This is a genomic window from Streptomyces sp. NPDC056987, from assembly GCF_042673865.1.
In the GTDB taxonomy this organism is placed as follows: domain Bacteria; phylum Actinomycetota; class Actinomycetes; order Streptomycetales; family Streptomycetaceae; genus Streptomyces.
In genome coordinates, this window is record NZ_JBHURV010000009.1 from 229018 (window position 1) to 248564 (window position 19547).

Consider the following 19547-nt stretch of genomic DNA (forward strand, 5'->3'; position numbering starts at 1 on the left):
CGGCCCGGATCCTGGCCGGATCACGATTTCTCCCTCTGGACTCCTGGTCGTCCACCACGATCAGCAAGTCCTGTTCGTCGCTCTTCAGACGGTGTTGGCGACCTTGCTCAGAAGGGCGGCACTGGCCGGGATGTCGTGACTCAGCCGGACCGCGTGGTGCGGCAGGGCGGCGAGACGCGCCGCCACCTCGGCACGCGCGCTCTCCCGGCCGCCGCCGTCCACGCCCAGGGCCTGCCCGAAGACGTCCGGGTACCGGTCCTCCGTTGCGCCCGACATGAAGTCGGCCTTCCCCAGCGTGCGAGTCCGGTCGACGATGTCCGGCGCCGCGTCGGCGTCGACCTGGGGGAAGAGGAGCCCCGCCGCTCGGCCGCCGGTGGCCAGCGGCACGTCGAACAGGTCCGGGAACTGGTCTGGGAACACCTGTACCTTCCGCTCCCGCTTCTTGTTGTCCCACAGGGGCGTGTGGTCGCCGGCGAGCAGCGCCTCGGTCACGGACTCGTGCTGAGTCGGGTGGAAGGCATGTCCGGCCCGCAGGTGTTCCCGTGCGGTGACGTCCCAGCCGAGCGCGTGAAGCAGACCGAGGCCGAGGGCCGCGGCGGACGGCCAGGGCACGACCTCGACGTCCCGTTCGCCGGTCGGCCGGACCAGGACCCTGTCGTTGGCGAGGAGCTGCCAGCCGTGTGAGGCGAGCAGCAGGGCCGTGGTCGTCTTCCCCGCGCCCTTGTCGCCGAAGGTGAGGAGGGTCGCCCCGTCGTCCGGCCTGACGACCGCGGAGGAGTGGAGCACGGCCCATCCGTCCCGCAGGAGCTGGCCACGAACTGCCTCTCGTGCGAGGCGTGCGGCGGCCAGAGCGAGGGGCTGCGCTTCCGTACCGGCGAGAACGATATGCCCGGACGGTGGCGTGCTGCGGTACGCGATCCCCTCGTCCGGCGACGTGGCGATGACGTCCTCGCCGTCACGTGCCACCAGCAGCGGGTGCTTCGCGTAGTCCACGGCCTCCGTGGGCCGGCCGTCGTGAACGAGGAGGGTGATCTGTTCGTAGTCGGCGGGTTTGACGTCCGCGATCACCACGGCGTCGGCGCACACGTCGGCCGCGTCCACGGAGGTGGCGTTCCACCACGGGCCGAAGTAGCGCAGAGCCCAGTCCGTTACCTCCGTTCGGTTGCTGAGCACGGTGACGGCCGCTGTGGCGGCCTCAAGTCGGGTAGCGCTGATCATGGGGCGATCCTCTCGATGGATGTGGGGAGATGGGTGTAGGCGTCGCGGAGACTGCTGGCAGCGGAGTCCAGAGACAGGCGTTCGGAGCGGGTGAGCGGGGGGAGGCATGCTGCGGCTCTGCCGCCGGTGAAGCGCATCGGGATTCCGAGCCAGACGTCGCCGTACCGCACGGACAGTTCCTCGATGCCGTCGACCAGGCCGAGGGCTTTGCGCAGCGTGGACAGCACGGCGCCGGTGGGCCCGCAGCGGGTCCGGCCGATGCCGTTCCGGATCAGAGCCGGCCGCCGCTGGAGCTCTTCCACGACAGCGCGCACCGGGACCGCGACCGGTCGGCCGGCGACGGTGGTCGTCGACAGGCAGACGACCGCGCGGTCACCGTGCTCGCCGATCACGTGACCGCGTACGCGGGCCGGGGCCACGTCCGCGTACCGGGCGAGCAGGAGCCGGTAGCGGGCCGAGTCCAGGTTCGACCCGATTCCGAAGACCCGGGGGCATGCCGATACCTCGGCGAAGCGACGGGCCATCAGGTCCACCGGATTCGTGACAACGAGGGTGGTGCCGCCGTACCCGCGCAGTCTCTGTGCCAGGTCGCCGAGAGCTGGTGCGTTCGCTGCGGCGCCTGCGCGCCGGATGTCCCGCTCGGCGGTGTTCTTGAAGTCGGTGCGCAGGGCGACCACCACAGCGTCGCACCCATGCAGGTCATCGACGCGGGCTGCCTCGATCCGCGTGCGTGACCGGGCGGCGTGCGCGAGGTCCTGGAGGTCTGCGGTCAGCGCGTGGACCTGGTCGGCGTGCCGGGACACGACGAGGAGCCGTCCGGGCAGGGCGGCGGCAATCAGGCCGACGGCGAGGGTCTGCCCGACGGCACCGGCCCCGACGATCCCCACGACCGGGCCGTTCACCACGTCTTCCACGTGGTCCACTCGACCTCGGAGAAGACGGTGTCCAGGAGCCGCGGTCCGGCCGTCGCGCCTGTGAGGAGGGCACTGGCCCGGTCCAGGATCCTGGCCACCGTGCCGGCGTGCGCGACGAGGGACTGCTGGTGGGGCGCCAGCGGGAGGCCCGGAGGCGCGCTGAGGCACGTGCTCAGGATGCTCACGGTGTCCATGAGCCACAGCACCATCACCTCACGGAGCCGGCGAGTGCTCTCGTGCTCGGGCAGCACAGCCGCGTGCCGGGCGAGAGTGGAGGCGACCCCCTGCACGATGTGCCGCCCGGCCTGCGGCTCCGGATGGCCGATGGCGAGCAGGAGTGCCCGCCCGGTGAGTTTCGCGATGTCCGGCTGAGGCCCGGCCGCCCACTGCACTGCCGGGTCGATGAACTGGAGCTGCGGGCCGTCGATGTAGACGTGCTCGGGCTTGAGGTCCCCGAACACCACGGTGTCCCGGCGGGGAGAGACGGCGCCGGTCATCCGGAGCAGCCGTCCGACCGTGTTCTGCACCAGTGTCACGATCTCCTGGCGCTCGGGCTCCGGGAGGCCGCTGTCCCGGCCGAGCGCCCGCAGATAGCCGGCGGCGCTCAAGCCGTTGAACTTCCTGCGGAACACGCCGACGACGGACCGCTCACCGATCGGCGCGGCTCCGCGCAGGCGCTCCGCACCGGCCGGGCCATGCAGATCGCCAAGGGTGGCAAGCACCGTGTCGAGGAGGGCCGCCGTCTCCCACGGGCGGGCCGCCAGCTCGTCGGCCAGAGAGCTGCCCGCAGCGACCCGCGTGAAGAGGACTCCGCCGTGGAGGCCGGCCGTCTCGCACACCCGAAGGCTCCCCAGCTCGCGAAGAGCCTCAAGGTTCTGCGCCTCGCGCGCCGTCAGCAGGTCGGTGCTCCGGAGGTAGGTCCGTTGAGCCTCCTGAACCTCCTCCCATGTCCCGCCAGCGCCACGCAGGATGGAAACCAAGGACATTCCCAGCCAGCTGTACTTGGCGATCAGCTTCTCGTCGTCCACCGTGACTCGGCAGACGTAGGAGGTAACGCTCGGGCATGGAGGGCCGAGGACGACCTTGTACGCCGGCGCCCCAGTCGCAGCCACCTCGGTCATCGCGAATCTACCTGCGAGGAGACAAGTCGGCCTGCTCGGTTCCGACATCGTCGTCGAGTTCGGCATCTCACCCATCGGTTCCCTCCTCCCGGCAGGAGGAGCACGGGCAAGGCTGCGGCGACGTGAGTTCCATCCACCTGCCCTCGGAACGTACGGTGATCACGTCCCGACAGCCGTGGTTCGGCCCCATCTCGAAAATCAGAGCTACCAGACAGGGCTTGCACGGGGCCAGAAAACTCAGAAGGCCACCAGCACCGACGCCTTCGACGCCAGGAATAGCGCGCTCACGTATCGACGTGTCTGTCGGCCCCTGGAGCAGGTCACGCCCCTGTACGTACGGTGCGCTCTGGCTCGTCTTCGTGTGGTCCACAGGTCGGGCTCCCCTCGATGGCTCCCTCACGACATGAGCTAACCGCCGAGAAACGGGCGCGGTCGGACTTACTGACGGACTTTTCGCCGGACTTTTCGCAACGTCCGGCCTTTACGCGCGCCGCATACCGACTACGGTCGGTATCCAAACCGGATCGCCGGAGGTACGAAGTGGCCAATGCTGTCACCCCCTTCGAACGGGAATGCGCTGCGCGCGGGTGGGATTCGCCGGCTAGGTTCTTGTCTGCCTTCGGAGCCGCCGCGACTCTGCTGGGCGAGCCGACCACCGTGACGTCGCGCCAATTCCTTCGATGGCGCCAGCCCACACCACCGGCGCCCCGAGCACGCACCTGGCGGGTTCTGCACGCCATGTTCGGATTCAGTCCCGCTGAACTCGGCTTCCCCGGACCGCCACCGGGTGCCACCGTAGGAAACTCACCAGCGTTACCTGCACAGGAAGGCATCAGCGTGGATCGACGGACGTTTCTCAACGACTCCATCGGAGCTGTCACCGCCGCCGGACTACCAGCTCACGAACAGAAAATCACCTCACCTGGACGTGCTGGCGGCGTCGGCACCGCTCACCTCCTCCAACTCCGCGACGGTCTCCGCTCCCTCTACGCTCTCGATGACGCGTATGGCGGAGGCGACGTCCGCTCTCTTGCAGTCCGACACCTCAGCCGAGTTCGACGCGTCATCAACAGCAACTCCTACTCCTTCCCAGACACCATCGGCCGTCAACTCCAACTCCTCGCAGGCGAAACTGCCGAACACTGTGGGTGGCTCTACTACGACGCAGACGACCAGGACAATGCCCGCAGATACTGGGGGGAAGCACTGACGACTGCAACAATGCTCCGGGACGACAGCCTTGAAATTCTCGTGCTGGCGTCCCTGAGCATGCAGGCCAGCCACGAAGGCAGGCCGCGCGATGGGTACGACCTCGCCCGCGCCGCGCAGCAGCGCGCCTCCCGGTACGGCTCCCCAGTTCTCTCGTCGCTCATCGCCTCTCGCGAGGCTCGCGCGCTCTCCTTGATGCGCGACGGCAAGGCCGCGAGCAAGCGGCTAGCCGAGTCCATGCGCCTGGCCGAGCACAGCGACCGCGGGCGCCCGTCCCCGCGATGGGCCGCGTTCCACGGCCACGCCGAGTTGGACTACGCGCAAGGGCTTCTCTACACGGAAGTAGGCCACAATAAAGCAGCTGTCCAGTTCGTCAGGGCTGCCCTCGACCACCAAGACCGCGTCTACGGCCGTAACCGCGCTCTGTATCGTCTCACCCTCGCCCGTGGCCTGATCAATGCCGGGGAAGTCGACGAGGGCGCGGCCCACGCCGTAAAAAGCCTGGAACACCTCGAAGAGGTCGAGTCCGGCCGCGTCATGCGGCGGCTGTCCGAGGTGGTAGGCCTCCTCGACTGCGTCGACGCAACCTGCGCCCGAGAGGGGGCTCGGGAGTTGACGGAATACGTACGGGCGAAGGGAGAGAGCGGATGCACGAAGTGACGTTCGAGAGGTACGAGGGACACGAGGCAAGCGCACAGCTCGACGCGTTCCTCCCCGCGTACGAAGAGGTGTACATCGAGCCCCCTTACTGCGAAGGCCCCCGTGACGTCGCCGAGTTCATCGACCGATACCAGCTCCAGGCAAAGCGCCCCGGCATGCGTCTGGTCCTCGCTCGCGAGGGCGACGAGGTAATCGGCTTCACCTTCGGCTACTTCCTTCCCGCTGACACTCGCTGGTGGAGCAACCTAAAGGAGCCGCTGCCCGCGGATTACACGCGCGAGGACGGCGCCCGTACGTACGTCATCATTGAACTTGCGGTGCGGAAGGAATGGCGTCGCCGCAGTGTTGCCGCCCGCCTCCACGCCGCTCTGATCGGTGGACTTTCCGCCGAACGAGTCACGCTCACAATGCGGCGGGAGACGACGGCTGCTCCTGCCCAGTCCGCCTACCGGGCGTGGGGGTACCGAAAGGTTGGCGTTTCCCACCCTTGGGAGGAAGCGCCGCTCTACGACGCCATGGTTCTTCAACTACCGGCTGCCCCGTAACCTCAACGCCAGGCATCGGCGTTGTTTCTCGCTCCCGGGCCATCGCCACTGCGTGGACCTGCGGAAAACTGCGTGCGGCGCTCCCCCCCGGAAACCACTTCACCTGATAGCTCGTGATCACACCGAGCCGGTTCGTTTGCTTCGCGATGCACGCCGTGAGCGAGATGTGCCCGGAGCCGGACTTGAACCCGTCCGGCCCCGAACGCCGTCCGGCTCCGAACCCGTCCGCCTACGAACCCCGTCCGGCCCGCCGCCCTACGCGGTGGCCGGGCTCCGGCCCGGACCCGGGCGGCGTATCACGTACGCGGCCAGCGAGCCCGCCGCGAACAGCGCCAGGACGGAGAGGGCCACGCCGACCCAGGTCGAGCCGAGCCACTGCGCGCCGAAGTAGCCGAGCCCCGCGCTGTACCCCGTCCAGGCCACGCCGGCCAGCGCCGACCAGGGCAGGAACTCCTTCACCTTGCGGTGCGCGGCGCCCGCGCCCAGCGAGACCACCGAGCGTCCCGCGGGCGCGAAGCGGGCGATGACCACCAGGACGCCGCCGCCCCCGCCGAGCGCGCTGCCGAGCCGTTCCTGTGCGGTGGTGAGCCGGCGCGAGCGGGCGATGGCCCGGCCGAGCCGGTCCCCGCCGCGCCGCCCGAGCCGGAACGCGACCAGGTCGCCGAGGACGGACGCGGTGAACGCACAGAGCATCAGCAGGATCAACGACGGGACTTCCTGCGGTACTTGGGCCACCTTCCCGGCCGCGCCCGCGACCGTCGTGGACCCCGCCGCCGCGGCCGTGGCCGCCGTGATGACCAGCACGCCGCTGGGCAGCACGGGCAGGAACACGTCCAGCAGCACGGAGAGGGCCACGACCGCGTAGATCCATGGGCTGCCGGTCAGCGACCCCAGACTCTCCAGCACTTTTCCGACTCCCCGCCCGTCCCGTCGCAGCGCGTTGATGTCGCATGGAGGGCGGCAGCGGCTGCTGAGCCACACAGCGTACGCGTGTGCGGTACGGAGCGTTCGTCCGGGGCGGCATGTCGGCGCCCCGGACTCACCCGGATCGGTCAGGCGGCGACCTTCGCGCGCTCGCCGTGCCGCTCCTCCTCGGACGCGGCGGCCGAGCCGCGCGACGGGAGGAACCGGTCCAGGGCGAACGCGCCGGGGCCCATGACGACGATCAGCAGGAACGACCAGCAGAACATCACGGCGAGCTCACCGCTGTTCGCGATGGGGAAGAGCCCGTCGGGCTGGTGGACCGTGAAGTACGCGTACGCCATGGCGCCGGAGGAGACGAAGGCGGCGGGCCGGGTGCCGAGACCCAGCAGCACCAGCGCGCCGCCGACGAGTTCGATGACGGCCGCGAACCAGCCGGGCCAGGTGCCGGCGGAGACCGTCTCACGGGAGAAGGCGCCGAAGAGCGAACCGGCGCCGTGGCAGGTGAAGAGCAGTCCGACCACGATCCGGAACAGGCCCAGGACGTAGGGCTGAGCGGCGTTCAGACGAGAGTGCATGGGGGGTTGTACTCCTTCGGTCTGGGTCTGGACCGCGCGTGTGGGGGCGAGGTCTGGACCGACGAGTGACACCCCGCAACGTTAGGCAGGCCTCATCATGCTTGCAAGTTCAACATTCTGTCGGGGATCAATTCGCGTCGTGTGTGGCGCGCCGTCGCTGGTCGCGGCCCGCAAGATGGCACGTGCAACCGCGTCCGTGTCCGAGAGCATGACCGAGTCGACCCCCGGTCTGGCGCCCGCGGCGGTCACCCAGTGCACACCCTCCGTGGGGACCCCGAGGGCGAACCTCCGCGGGTGCACGCCCCCTTGGCGATCTATCAGGCGGTATGGCCGCCGTGTTACATCCATCCCACCCGTCTCGTAACCGTCGAGTGTGTGTGGCCGGCACTGACCGGTCTTCAGCAACCGGGAGAGCAGCGGATCACAGCTCCGCCGCAGATCCGGTTCCGGCAGCCGGGCCTCGACGAGCGTGGTGGCCCGGACGGCGGAACCCGGTATGTCGGGGGACTCGGCGAGGAAGGCGCCGTCCACCGCCCGTACGGTCGTCCGTGGGCCGATCACGTCCAGCACGCCCGCCTCGACCAGGGCGGCCATCTCCTCGATACGGCGGCGCGGCGGCCCGATGGAGAGGAACGCGTTCAGCGGCGTGTACCAGCGGTCGAGGTGGTCGCGACGGGAGACGCCGGAGAGGCCGGCGTGGTCCACGATCAGCCGCAGCTCGTTGCGGAGATCGCGCAGGACGTCCAGCGCGGCCTTGACCGGGCCGGCGACATTGCCGAGCGCCGCCTCGGCCGCGTCCCTCCGCAGATGGGCCAGGAGCCAGGCGCGGTGGTCCGCCGGGTCGCGGAAGGTCTCGTCGCCGTACGGACGCGAGATCCGCTCCCACGACCAGCGGTCGGCGGCGGCGATCCCGGCGTCGTCCAGCACGGCGGCCTCCTCCGCACTGCCGACCGGCGCGGACAGGAACCGGTCCAGCAGGGAGCCGGGCCCGGCGGCCGGATCATGCGCGGAGGCCGCCCCGGAGGCCGACGGCCCGGCAGTCGGCCCGGCAGTCGCCCCCGGAGCCGGCTTCGGAGCCGGCCGCCGGAGGGCGGCACCGTAGAAGACGGCCTCCACCTCCTTGGCGACCAGCGGCCATATCTCCCGGCGGAAGTCCGGCTGATCGCCCGCGTCCGCGCGCTTGCGGAACATCGCGATCACGTCCGGCGTCAGCATCAGCGGCTCGTGCCGGCCCGAGGGACCCTTCTCGTTGTCGCCGCGCGCCTGGTACGGCACCCCGCGCCGGGACCCGGCGTACAACTGCGGCTCGCGCCCCGACGGGTGGTATACGAGAACGCCCCCCGCGTCCCGCGCGAAGATCCCGCCACGGCCGGCCGTCAGCAGCGCCATGTGGTCGAAGAAATTCAGCCCGAGCCCGCGCAGCAGGACCGGCTCGCCCGGGGCGATCCCGGACAGGTCGAGATCGGCCGGGTTGGCCGGCGGCAGATATCGCAGCCGGTGACGGACGGCGAACTCCGCCAGCGTCGCCTGGGTCTGACCGGAAACCACCGGAAGATGGCCCTGCGCGAGCACCACCGCACAGAGACCGGAAATCGTCGTGCCATCGTCGAGCGTGAGACTCTGCGTCGGCCGGTCCGGGGCGTACGCACCGGGCACACCGGTCACAACGGGCGCGACGCGGGCGGCCCCGGGGGCGGTCCGCCCGCCGGCCCCGGCACCGGCCCCTTCGACGGCGTCGTCATCCAGTCGCACCGCACGCGCCCGGTGCACCACGGCCGTCACATTGCCGGGCGCGCCCTCCACCGCCGTACGGAACGCCCACTCCAGGTAGCGGCCGTAGGCGGCCCGGCTCGGATAGTCGTCGGGGCCGAGCCGCTCGGCGGGGCGGCTCGCCGCCCACTCGTACAGGCTCGGCCCCGGGCGTATCGGCCCCGCGCACTCCACGCTCTCGTCGGTGAAGACGGTCACCTGCGAGGCCACCGTGTTCATCAGCAGCTCGGCCGACTGGTCGGTACGCCAGACCTGGCCCGCGCCCGGCGGCGCGGGGTCGACGAGATGCACGGTCAGTGCCACGTCCGGCGCCAGTTCGGGCACGGACGCGCAGAGTCTCTCCAGGACGGAGGTGCCACGGGGGCCGACGCCGACGACGGCGAGAGAACGGTGCGGGTACTGCCGTGCATCGGACAAAGCTGTGACTCCCGGGGCATGGGGGGTGCGGGGAAGCGGTTGGTCCGCAACATCATGCCGTTGCAGTGAGATGAGTTCGAACCCTTGGGTGAAGGATCACGTCCTGTGGGAATGATCACGCGCAGGGTACTCACATCCCGACGGGCGGATAGTGTGGGGAATTTGAAGGGATGGTGCGGAGATCGCACATCGCGGACGCATATCACGGACGCACGTCGCGGACGGCGCCGTCGAGCTCCGCCGGCCAGCCCGGCACCGGTTCCAGCCCGGCACCCCGGCCCCCGGTAGCCCGTGACGACCGACACCCCCCACGGCTAGGGCGTCAAGGCCCGCTCCGTCACCACCACCAACTCCGCCCTCTGCCCGTCGCCCGCCGTGCGGGCCCGTTCCAGGGTGAGCCCGGCCGTACGGCCGCGCAGGGTGAGCGTCATCAGCTGGTTGCCGAACCACGGCCCACCCGTCCTGCGCCAGGAGACCCCCGGCTTCCCGACCCGGCCGTGCCGGGCCACGGCACGCCCCAGCCACCGCCCCGCACGGCTCCAGCCGAACCGGAAGCCGAGCCGTATGACGGCCGGGACGGAGTTGTGCACGGGGGAGCAGGTGAGCTGCAGGACCCGGGCGCCCGGTCCCGTACCGCCCCGCCAGGACGGCTCGGCGACATAGGCGTGGTGCACGTCCCCGGAGAGCACGCACACGGTGGCCGGCGCCTCGTCCCCGCCGCCCGCCTCCGCGATCAGCGCGGCCAGCTCCTCGAAGGAGTCGGGGAAGGCGGCCCAGTGCTCCAGGTCCGCCGCCCGGCGCAGCCGTTCACCGAAGCGCGCCCAGCGCGGCCCGCGTTCGCCCCGGCAGAGCGCGGCGTCCCAGGCCTCCACGTCATGGATGAAGGGCGGCAGCAGCCAGGGCAGCGAGGTGCCGATGAGGAGATGGTCGTACGCGCCCCGGTCGGCCAGCGCCTGCTCCCGCACCCAGCGCGCCTCGTCCTCGTCGAGCATCGCGCGCCGCCGCTCGTCCAGGACGCGGGCGGCGCGTGAATCGACCATCAGCAGCCGGGTCCGCCCGAAGTCGCGCCGGTAGCTCCAGCGCACGCCCGCCGGTTCCCGGTCCGCCTCGGCGGCGAACGCCCGCAGCAGCTCGGTGGCGTCGGGCGCGGCGCGGACGGCCGCGTACAGCTCGTCGGTGGCGAGTTCGGCGGGGGAGAGGTTGCCGAGGTGCTGGTAGACCCAGTACGACATCAGCCCGCCGAGCACCCGCTCCTGCCACCACGGCAGCTCCCGCATCTCGGCGAGCCAGGAGGCGCTGGTGTTCCAGTCGTCGATCAGGTCGTGATCGTCGAAGATCATGCAACTGGGCACGGTGGAGAGCAGCCACCGTACGTCCGGGTCCGTCCAGGACTCGTCGTAGAGATGGGTGTACTCCTCGTAGTCCGCGACCTCCGCGCCCGGCGCCTCGCTCAGGTCCCGGCGCGCCGCTAGTCTGCGCCGGGTCGCCTTCGACGTCTCGTCCGCGTACACCTGGTCGCCCAGGAGCAGCAGGACGTCGGGGCGGGGCGCGGCGGGGTCGGCGGCGAGGCGGGTGGCCAGGGTGTCGAGCGCGTCGGGGCCGACCGGATCGGGCTCACCGTGCGGGGGCGACGCCCAGCGGCAGGAACCGAACGCGACGCGCAGTTCGCCGGGCCGGGCGCCGGCTTCCGAGGAGGGCGCCGCCGGGCTGCGGATCGCGCTCGGCGGGAACCGGCTGTCCTCGGGCGGCCAGACGCGCCGGCCGTCGAAGAACACCTCGTACGGGGTTTCGGTGCCGGGCGTGAGGCCGGTCACCGGGATCAACGCGTAGTGGTGGCCCGCGACATGAAACGTACGGGAGGCGCCGCCCGCCCCGTCGGCGCACCGCACCTCGGCGCCGGCCGGCCGGTCCGCCTCGACCCAGACGGTCGCCGTCCCGGCGCCCTCCCCGTCGACGTACCGCAGCAGTGGTCCCACGCGCAGACCGGTCATAGGTGTCCTCTCCGCTGTCCTCACCCGTCCCCCGTCGCCCCGTACGGTACGGAAGCCCCGTACGGAACGACGGAGGGGGTGGGGGGAGAGGTTGGCCGGCGGCCGGGTCGGCCGTGGCTCAGCAGCCGCTCAGGGCGTTGGTGAGCGCGGTCTTCTCGGCGGAGTCCACCTTGAGGCTGTAGTAGTACTTCACCTGCACCCAGGCGCGGACGTACGTGCACTTGTAGGAGGCCAGCGGCGGCATCCAGTTGGCCGGGTCCTTGTCGCCCTTGGACTGGTTCACGTTGTCCGTGACGGCGATGAGCTGCGGGCGGGTCAGGTCGTTGGCGAACGCCTGGCGCTGGGCGGTGGTCCAGCTGCTGGCGCCCGACTTCCATGCCTCGGAGAGCGGCACCATGTGGTCGATGTCGACGTCGGAGGCGGCGCTCCAGGTGGCGCCGTCGTACGGGGAGTACCACTTGCCGCTGGTGGCGGCACAGGAGGAGTCCTGGACGACGCTCGTGCCGTCGCGCTTGAGGACGACCTCACGGGTGTTGCAGGCGCCGGACTGGGTGATCCAGTGGGGGAACAGGTCGCGGCTGTAACCGCTGGAGGAACCTTCCGCCTGCACGGTCAGCGAGCTGAGGTACGTGCGGGCCGTGGCGGCGCTGACCGGCGTGGGCATGGCGGCCTGCGCGGCGGGGGCGGTGAGCAGGGTGGTGGCGCCGGCGATGGCGGTCGCCGCCGCGAGAACGGCGAAGCGGCGCATTCGACGCGCGTAGACACCAGACATGCGAACTCCCTTGGAGTGGGGGGAACCTGTGGAACCGGAGGTGACGCTGCGGGGCTGAGAGCTGGGCTGGGTGGATGGCCGAGTGGGGGCTCGGCCGGTGAGCCCGGTGGCCATCGTGGCGTCGGCGGGTTTCCGGCAGGTGGGCTTCAGGTAACAGGGTGACGACATGGACACGTCACATCAAGGGGTTGGTGTGTTCCGGTTGTTTCTGATGGAAAAACAATTCGGGCCTACGGGGGCAAAGTTGACTTAGGTGATGGCTAGGATGGGCACGTGCTGCTGCGGGTCGATATCACGTTCGGAGTCGTGCTCGGTCTGCTGCTGATCGCCGCAGTGGCCGTGGCCGGGCTCGCCCGGCTCGGGCGGGCCCGCGAGATCGGCGTCGCCGGGGTGCGGGCCGCGCTCCAACTCGGCGCGGTCTCCCTGGTGATCGGCTGGGTGATCGGCTCCGTACCGCCGCTGGTCGGCTTCATCGTGCTGATGTACGCCGTCGCCGTACGGACCGCCGGGCGCCGCGTCACCCCGAACCGCACCTGGTGGTGGGCCGCCCTGCCGATCGGGGCGGGGGTGGCGCCGGTGATGGCGGTGCTGCTGCTCACCGGGGTCGTCCCCGCCAAGGGCATCGCCATCATCCCCACGACGGGCATCCTCATCGGCGGCGCGCTCACCGCGACGGTCCTCGGCGGACGCCGGGCGCTCGACGAACTCCACGCGCGGCGCGGCGAGGTCGAGGCGGGCATGGCGCTCGGGATGCTCGACCGCGAGGCCCGGATGGAGGTGGCGAGACCGGCGGCGTCGGACGCGCTGCTGCCGGGGCTCGACCAGACGCGGACGGTGGGGCTCGTCACGCTGCCGGGGGCGTTCGTGGGGATGCTGCTGGGCGGCGCGTCACCGGTACTGGCGGGCGCGGTCCAACTCTTCGTGCTGGTCGCGCTGATGGCGGTGCAGGCGGTGGCGGTGACCGTGGTACTGGAGCTGGTGGCGCTGGGGCGGCTGAACAGGGACACCTGAGCGCGGCGCGCGCGGGTGGGTCCTGTCGGTCCGGTTACGCGTCGATGTGGCCGATGTGCAGGGTCAGCGCGCCGTCCGGCAGGAGCTCCACCCGCAGCCGCGTGAGGTCCTCGACATGGGCGTCCGGCGCCATGGCCGCCGCGCGGGGCCCCACGCCGACCACGCGCATACCCGCCGCCCGCGCCGCCGCGATGCCCGCCTCGGAGTCCTCGAACGCCACGCACGCCTCCGGGGGCACGCCGAGCGTCGCCGCCCCCAGCAGGAAGCCCTCCGGGTCCGGCTTGCTCGCCGTGACGTCCTCGGCCGTGACGCGGATCTTCGGCATCGGCAGACCGGCGGCGGTCATCCTGGCCTCGGCCAGCGGTACGTTCGCCGAGGTCACCAGGGCGTGCGGCAGGGTGGCGAGCGCCGCCATGAACTCCGGGGCGCCCGGTACGGGGACCACGCCCTCTGTGTCCGCGATCTCCTCGGCGAGCATCAGCCGGTTGTCGGCGTGGTTCTGCTCCATCGGGCGGTCGGGGAGCAGGACGGCCATGGTGGCGTACCCCTGCCGGCCGTGGACGACCTTGAGGATCTCCTGGGGGTCCAGGCCGTGGGTCCGCGCCCAGCGGCTCCAGCAGCGCTCGACGGAGGCGTCGGAGTTGACGAGGGTGCCGTCCATGTCGAGGAGCAGGGCCTTGACGGCGTCGAGCTTCACAAGAGTCTCCGGGCTGGGCGGAAGGGGCGGTACGGGGGGGCAGTGCGGGGTGGTGCGAGGTGGGGCGGCACGCGACGGTACGGGGCGTGGCGGGCCGGAGGGGGCCGGGCAAAGTGACTCCACCCGTCGGTCAGGTGAACGGGCGAAGCCACTTTGTTTCATCATTGTACAAAGAGTTCTCAGCGGCGCGACCCGGAGCCCTGCGCACCCTGCCCGTCGCTCCGTCCGTACCCCTGTCCGGATCCCTGCCCATACCCCTGTCCGTACCCCTGGGTCTCCGCCTCCAGCGCGAGGCGGGTCCGGGGGCCGTAGACGCCCGGGGAGTCGTCCTGCACGTTCCGGGTCTGCTGGAAGCGGCGTACGGCCTCCTCGACCTTCTGGTCGTACTGGCCGTTCGGCTGCCCGTAGAACAGCCCGGTCCACGCCAGCCGGAACTGGAGTTCCACCACCTCGTCGCCGGAGTCGCCCGGCGACAGCGTGCCGCCCGTCGCCCCGCCCGGCTCCGCGGAGGCCGAGCTTTCGGCCCGCTCGCTCGGCGTCGCCGACGGTTTCTCCGGAGCCTCCGGCGGCGGCGCGCTCGTCGACGGCCGCCGCGAGGGCGTGCCCTCGGCCGCCGGGGGTTCCGCCGCGGCCGGGGGCGCCGCCGGGGCGGTGGGGGACGGGGAGGCCGACGGGGACGGAGCCTCCTCCGTCGCCTCGTCGTCGGCCGACGGCAGCCATGTGCTGATCCTGTCCGGCACCGCGTGTTCCTCGCGCTCGGCCCCCGAGAACAGACCCCCGGCGAAGGCGGCCGTACCGATCACCGCCACCGCCGCCGTGCCGATCGCCAGGATCCGCAGCGCCGTACGCCGTCCCCGGGGCGGCGCGGCGGGCGCGGACCCCACGGCCGACGGCTCGACGGAGGCCGAGGCGGGCCCGGGTGGGGCGACGGGGGCGAGGGGCGGCAGCGGGCCCGCCGTACGGAAGGAGGCCGGCACCGCCTCCGGCTCCGCCTCCTTGTCGCCGAGCTTCACGTACGGCCGTACGCGCAGCGGATGGAAGTCCTCCGCCTCGGCGATCTCGGCATCCTGCGCCGCCCGGGCATCCTGCGCCGCCGGTGCGGGTGGTGCGGGTGGCGACGCGGGTGGTGTCGGTGGTGCGGGCGGCGTGGATTCCGGTGGCTCGGCGGGCTGTTCCGCCGCCGCTCCTTCCGGTCCGTCTGCTCCTTCCGGTCCGTCCGGTACGGCCGGCTGTGACTCGGCGGCCCGTGCCCCCCGCACGGGCTCCGTGTCGTGCGCCGGTCGCGCCTCGGGCGCCCCGCAGTCGCAGCCGGGTCTGCCCTCCGCGCCCGGCGGCGTACCGCATCCGGGACAGAGCTGTCCTGACACCTGGGTTCCCCTCCCCTTGAACTGCCGCCGATTATGCAGCCCCCGTATGAAGGACGAACGCCCGCCCGAACGGCATCGGCCCGCGCTCGGCAGGCCATAACGGGACAGAGCGGCCAGGATGGAAATCCGGCGGACCGAGCGCATCCGTGGACCGGACCGGGCGCATCCGTGGGCCCGAGGACCCGTGGACCCGTGGACCCGAGGAGTTGACCCATGGCTCAGGAAGTGACCACCCCGGCCGTGAGCCCGGCCCCCGGCACGGCCCAGCGCCCGCGCACCGTCCTCGTCGCCATCGGCGCCCTGCTCATGGGCCTGCTGCTCGCCGCGCTCGACCAGACCATCGTCTCCACCGCCCTGCCGACCATCGTCAGCGACCTCGGCGGTCTGGAGCACCTCTCCTGGGTCGTCACCGCGTATCTGCTCGCCTCGACCGCCGCCACCCCCCTCTGGGGCAAACTCGGTGACCAGTACGGCCGGAAGAAGCTCTTCCAGACCGCCGTCGTCATCTTTCTCGTCGGCTCCGCGCTCTGCGGCATCGCCCAGAACATGGCCCAGCTCATCGGCTTCCGCGCGCTCCAGGGGCTGGGCGGCGGGGGGCTGATCGTGCTCTCGATGGCGATCGTCGGCGACCTCGTCGCGCCCCGTGAACGCGGCAAGTACCAGGGCCTGTTCGGTGCGGTCTTCGGCGCCACCAGCGTCCTCGGCCCACTGCTCGGCGGCTTCTTCACCCAGCAGCTGAGCTGGCGCTGGGTCTTCTACATCAACCTGCCCCTCGGGCTCGTCGCCCTGCTCGTCATCGCCACCGTCCTGCACATCCCGGTCCACCGGACCCGGCACACCATCGACTACCTCGGCACCTTCCTCATCGCCTCCGTCGCCGTCTGCCTCGTCCTCGTCGCCTCCCTCGGCGGCACCACCTGGGGCTGGGCCTCCGCCGAGATCATCGGGCTGGCCGTCCTCGGCCTGGTGCTGCTCGCCTTCTTCATCCGGGTCGAACGGCGTGCGGCCGAGCCCGTACTGCCCCTGCGCCTCTTCCGCCTCAGGACGTTCACGCTCGTCGCCTGCATCAGCTTCATCGTCGGCTTCGCGATGTTCGGCGCGATGACGTACCTCCCGACGTTCCTCCAGGTCGTCCACGGCGTCACCCCCACCCTCTCGGGCGTCCACCTGCTGCCCATGGTGCTCGGCCTGCTGATCACCTCCACCCTGTCCGGCCAGATCGTCAGCCGTACCGGCCGCTGGAAGGTGTTCCCGATCCTCGGCACCGGTGTCACCGCCGTCGGGCTGCTCCTGCTCCACCGGCTCACCGAGTTCAGCGGCGCCTGGGAGACGAGCGCCTACCTCTTCGTCTTCGGCGCCGGGCTCGGGCTCGTCATGCAGGTCCTCGTCCTGGTCGTGCAGAACGCGGTCAGCTACGAGGACCTCGGCGTCGCCACCTCGGGCGCGACCTTCTTCCGCTCCATCGGCGCCTCCTTCGGCGTCGCGGTCTTCGGCACGATCTTCACCAGCCTGCTCCGGGACCGGCTCACCGCCGCACTCGCCGGCAAGACCCTGCCGCCCGGCACCGGGACCGGGCAGCTCGCCGCCGACCCGCACTCCCTCGGCCGGCTCCCCGCCGCGCTGCGCGGCCCCGTGCTGCACGCGTACGCCACGTCCATCACCGACGTCTTCCTGTACGGGGTGCCGGTCGTGCTCGTCGGCTTCGTCATCGCCTGGTTCCTGAAGGAGGACACGCTGCGCGGCTCCGTGACCGCCCCGGAGATCACCGAGACCCTGGCCTCCAACCCCGTCGTACGCTCCTCGCGCGACGAGGTGGCACGCGCCCTGTCGGTCCTCGGCACCCGTGAGGGCCGCCGCCGGATCTACGAGACGATCACCGCGAAGGCGGGGTACGACCTGCTCCCGGCGGCCAGTTGGCTGCTGCTGCGGATCCGGCGCCACGGCGTCGTCCAGCCTGCCGCGCTCGCGGAGGGCGCGTCCGTGTCGCTGCGGACCGTCACGGACGCCTCCCGGCAGTTGGAGGAGCGCGGGCTGACCCACCGCCGGGGGGTGGAGCTGACGCTGACCGAGCGGGGGGCGGAGACGGCCGAGGCGCTGGCCGCCGCCCGTGAGGAGTCGCTCGCCGAACTGCTGGGGGACTGGTGGGGCGCCGACCGCCCGACCGATCTGGTGGCACTGGTGAAGGAGCTGAACCGAGAACTGTGCGGCTCCGACGCCGAACGCCCCCGAGCCCCGGAACCCCGCAGAGACCACGCCGCCTGAGGCAGGCCCAGGGGCGCATCCGGGGTGTCCCGGTGCCGGGCGGGCCCGGCGACCAACACGCCACCGGGTGACCGAAGCCACCGCCAGCCGCGCCTTCCTCAGCAGCGCCGCGCTCCGCTCCGCCCCGCCCGCCGCGCCGGATCGTGTCGCCTAAGTGGACCGCCGGTGCTCGGTGGGGGCGGTCAGGTTCTTGCCGTACCAGATCTCCTTGTACGGGCCCGAGCTGTACGCCGGGATCTCCCGGAAGCCGTGCTTCACGTACAGCCCCCGCGCCTCGATCAGATCCAGCCGGGTGTCGAGCACGAGCCGCCGTGCCCCGAGCCGCCGCGCCGCGTTCTCCAGGGCGGCCAGCAGTGCCCCGCCGCCGCCCGTGCCGCGCGCCGTGGGGCTCACGTACACCCGGGTCAGCTCGCCCGTCGCCGCGTCGAGCATCCGCACCCCGCCGCAGGCCGCCGCCACCGGGGAGCCGCCGGTTCCGTACCGCCCGACCACGAACTCCCCGGTGGGCGGGGTGAGGTGATCGGGCGGGTCACCGGCGAGGCCCTCGTCGATCTCCGCCTCCGTCGCGGGCCGCCGCCAGTACCGGCCCGCGACCTCGGCGTAGTAGGCGCGGCGCAGCCGGGTGGCGTCGGGGGTGGCGAAGGGCTCGGGGCCGACGGACCAGTTCATGGTCACACCTCTATCCGGGTGAAGCGCCGTTTGGCCAGTGGATTACGGGCAACCCGACATCACGAGCAAGAGCCGACACGACACGGCACGGCAGGGACCGCGCCGGGAACCAGGAAGGCAAACATGTCCACTGTTCTGATCGTCGTCGCTCTGATCGTGGCATTCGTGATCATTGTGGCCGTGGTCCTCTACGCGGGACCTGGCAGGGGAAGCGGACACAGCGGCCTGAAGCGCCGGTTCGGCCCCGAGTACGACCGCGTTCTGGCCCTCCACGACGGCGACTCCAAGGCCGCCGGGCACGAGCTGAAGGCACGGGTCGAGCGGCACGGCCGGCTGCGGCCCGAACCGCTCTCCGACGCGAAGCGCGAACAGTACGTGGCGCAATGGGCCGCCCTCCAGGAGCGGTTCGTCGACTCCCCGCAGGATGCGGTCGCCGAGGCCGACCAACTGGTGGCCCGGCTGACGCAGGAGCGTGGCTACTCCGAGGGGGCGCGCTACGACGACCAGTTCGACGCCCTCTCCGTCCACCACGCGCACCAGATCGACGGCTACCGCAGGGTGCACCACGCGGCCTCGGAGAAGGGCCGTGGCGCGAGCACGGAGGAACTGCGCGAGGCCATGGTCGGCGCGCACCAGCTCTTCGAGCGGCTGATCCTCGCCCACCCGGGGGACGGTGGCGGCGACCGTACGACCCGGGGCACCGGGCGGAACCGGAACTTCTCACTGCGGCCCAAGGGGAGTGGTGTGTGATGAGCGACCAGCGGAAGAGCGAGGAGAGCGCGGAGAAGGATCGGCAGGGCGAGGGCCGGCGGAGCAACGAGACGGCCCCCGGGCCCGGGGCACGGACGGCGCTCCGTGTGCCGAGGCAGACCCGCGAGGAGCCGGCACCGTCCGCCGGGACGGCACCGTCCGCCGGGCCCCGGGCGGGGGCCGGGCCGGTGGCTCCGGCGAAGCCGGTCCACGCGCCCGCCGGGACACCTGGCCCCGCCGGGACATCTGCGACGGCTGGGGCAGGCAGGACGGGTGAGGCGGGCGCGGGGCGTGGTGGGGCCTCCGAGGGGGCGGACGGCCGGCTGTTTCCCCGGGCCGAGAGCGACCGGCTCTCCCAGCGGCTCCAGGAGGCCCTCAACTCCTTCGTCGACGAGCCCCGGAACTCGGTCGAGGCGGCGGCCGTGGTGCTGGAGGAGGCCGCCGAGCGGCTCTCGACCGCGCTCGCCGAGCGGCCGCGTGCGCTGCGCTCGCGCTGGGACGTGGTGGAGGACGGCGGGGACGCGGCGGACGGACCGGACACGGAGGAGTTGCGGCTCGCCCTCCAGAGCTACCGCGAGATGACGCAGCGGCTGCTGAGGGTCTGACGCCGGACGGTACGGCGGATACGGACACACGGATACGGTCGCGCGGAGGCGGCGGGCAGGGACGGCCCTG

17 protein-coding genes are annotated in these 19547 nt (G+C 71.7%); 6 read left to right on the top strand and 11 right to left on the bottom strand.

Translation table 11 applies throughout. From position 1 onward, the window contains the following. Positions 1-84: 84 nt before the first annotated feature. From ACFTZC_RS13760 to ACFTZC_RS13770, 3 genes are read right to left on the bottom strand one after another with little or no spacing between them, the layout of a single operon-like run. On the bottom strand, positions 85-1218 hold the full coding sequence (locus tag ACFTZC_RS13760) for a hypothetical protein (RefSeq protein ID WP_382889126.1): 1134 nt from the start codon (positions 1216-1218) through the stop codon (positions 85-87). Beyond that, positions 1215-2132: an NAD(P)-binding domain-containing protein gene (locus ACFTZC_RS13765; RefSeq protein ID WP_382889128.1), complete on the bottom strand. Its 918-nt coding sequence runs from the start codon at positions 2130-2132 to the stop codon at positions 1215-1217. The genes ACFTZC_RS13760 and ACFTZC_RS13765 overlap by 4 nt, the downstream gene beginning before the upstream one ends. Further along, entirely contained in the window at positions 2117-3160 is a 1044-nt protein-coding gene (locus ACFTZC_RS13770) for a hypothetical protein (RefSeq protein ID WP_382889130.1), read from the bottom strand. The genes ACFTZC_RS13765 and ACFTZC_RS13770 overlap by 16 nt, the downstream gene beginning before the upstream one ends. A gap of 930 nt (positions 3161-4090) precedes the next feature. Between ACFTZC_RS13770 and ACFTZC_RS13775 the strand changes: the two genes are divergently transcribed. Next, positions 4091-5122, top strand: coding sequence for a hypothetical protein (locus ACFTZC_RS13775; RefSeq protein ID WP_382889133.1), 1032 nt, complete (start codon positions 4091-4093; stop codon positions 5120-5122). After that, a complete protein-coding gene (locus ACFTZC_RS13780) occupies positions 5110-5667 on the top strand; it encodes a GNAT family N-acetyltransferase (protein WP_382889134.1) in 558 nt (185 codons plus the stop codon). Before ACFTZC_RS13775 ends, ACFTZC_RS13780 begins: the two co-directional genes overlap by 13 nt. 255 nt (positions 5668-5922) lie before the next feature. Here the strand turns inward: ACFTZC_RS13780 and ACFTZC_RS13785 are convergent, their stop codons facing one another. From ACFTZC_RS13785 to ACFTZC_RS13805, 5 genes are all read right to left on the bottom strand, one after another. Continuing rightward, positions 5923-6573 carry a DedA family protein gene (locus ACFTZC_RS13785; protein ID WP_382889136.1) on the bottom strand — a complete coding sequence of 217 codons (651 nt, stop codon included), beginning with the start codon at positions 6571-6573 and terminating at the stop codon, positions 5923-5925. A gap of 146 nt (positions 6574-6719) precedes the next feature. Next, positions 6720-7166, bottom strand: a complete 447-nt coding sequence (locus ACFTZC_RS13790) for a DoxX family protein (RefSeq protein ID WP_382889138.1) — start codon at positions 7164-7166, stop codon at positions 6720-6722. A gap of 81 nt (positions 7167-7247) precedes the next feature. Then, positions 7248-9353 carry an FAD/NAD(P)-binding protein gene (locus ACFTZC_RS13795; RefSeq protein ID WP_382889140.1) on the bottom strand — a complete coding sequence of 702 codons (2106 nt, stop codon included), beginning with the start codon at positions 9351-9353 and terminating at the stop codon, positions 7248-7250. Positions 9354-9667: 314 nt separating this feature from the next. Continuing rightward, complete coding sequence (locus tag ACFTZC_RS13800; protein WP_382889142.1) at positions 9668-11344, bottom strand: alkaline phosphatase D family protein; 1677 nt, start codon at positions 11342-11344, stop codon at positions 9668-9670. A 118-nt stretch (positions 11345-11462) separates the two neighbouring features. After that, positions 11463-12116, bottom strand: coding sequence for an HNH endonuclease family protein (locus ACFTZC_RS13805; RefSeq protein ID WP_382889144.1), 654 nt, complete (start codon positions 12114-12116; stop codon positions 11463-11465). Positions 12117-12389: 273 nt separating this feature from the next. Between ACFTZC_RS13805 and ACFTZC_RS13810 the strand changes: the two genes are divergently transcribed. Further along, positions 12390-13127 carry an ABC transporter permease gene (locus tag ACFTZC_RS13810; protein ID WP_382889146.1) on the top strand — a complete coding sequence of 246 codons (738 nt, stop codon included), beginning with the start codon at positions 12390-12392 and terminating at the stop codon, positions 13125-13127. Positions 13128-13161: 34 nt separating this feature from the next. Here the strand turns inward: ACFTZC_RS13810 and ACFTZC_RS13815 are convergent, their stop codons facing one another. Continuing rightward, positions 13162-13788: an HAD-IA family hydrolase gene (locus ACFTZC_RS13815; RefSeq protein WP_382889182.1), complete on the bottom strand. Its 627-nt coding sequence runs from the start codon at positions 13786-13788 to the stop codon at positions 13162-13164. A gap of 215 nt (positions 13789-14003) precedes the next feature. Next, on the bottom strand, positions 14004-15191 hold the full coding sequence (locus ACFTZC_RS13820; RefSeq protein ID WP_382889147.1) for a peptidoglycan-binding protein: 1188 nt from the start codon (positions 15189-15191) through the stop codon (positions 14004-14006). A gap of 213 nt (positions 15192-15404) precedes the next feature. Here ACFTZC_RS13820 and ACFTZC_RS13825 point away from each other — a divergent pair, with 213 nt between their 5' ends. Continuing rightward, positions 15405-17453: a DHA2 family efflux MFS transporter permease subunit gene (locus ACFTZC_RS13825; RefSeq protein WP_382889149.1), complete on the top strand. Its 2049-nt coding sequence runs from the start codon at positions 15405-15407 to the stop codon at positions 17451-17453. A gap of 150 nt (positions 17454-17603) precedes the next feature. Here the strand turns inward: ACFTZC_RS13825 and ACFTZC_RS13830 are convergent, their stop codons facing one another. Next, positions 17604-18122 (bottom strand): GNAT family N-acetyltransferase, encoded by a 519-nt coding sequence (locus ACFTZC_RS13830; RefSeq protein ID WP_382889151.1) that lies wholly within the window; start codon positions 18120-18122, stop codon positions 17604-17606. A 123-nt stretch (positions 18123-18245) separates the two neighbouring features. Between ACFTZC_RS13830 and ACFTZC_RS13835 the strand changes: the two genes are divergently transcribed. Together ACFTZC_RS13835 and ACFTZC_RS13840 are read left to right on the top strand one after the other, a co-directional pair. Then, the gene (locus ACFTZC_RS13835) at positions 18246-18872 is read left to right on the top strand and encodes a hypothetical protein (RefSeq protein WP_382889152.1); all 627 of its coding nucleotides are present in this window, start codon (positions 18246-18248) and stop codon (positions 18870-18872) included. Continuing rightward, the gene (locus tag ACFTZC_RS13840; protein ID WP_382889155.1) at positions 18872-19477 is read left to right on the top strand and encodes a hypothetical protein; all 606 of its coding nucleotides are present in this window, start codon (positions 18872-18874) and stop codon (positions 19475-19477) included. The genes ACFTZC_RS13835 and ACFTZC_RS13840 overlap by 1 nt, the downstream gene beginning before the upstream one ends. Positions 19478-19547: the final 70 nt, after the last annotated feature.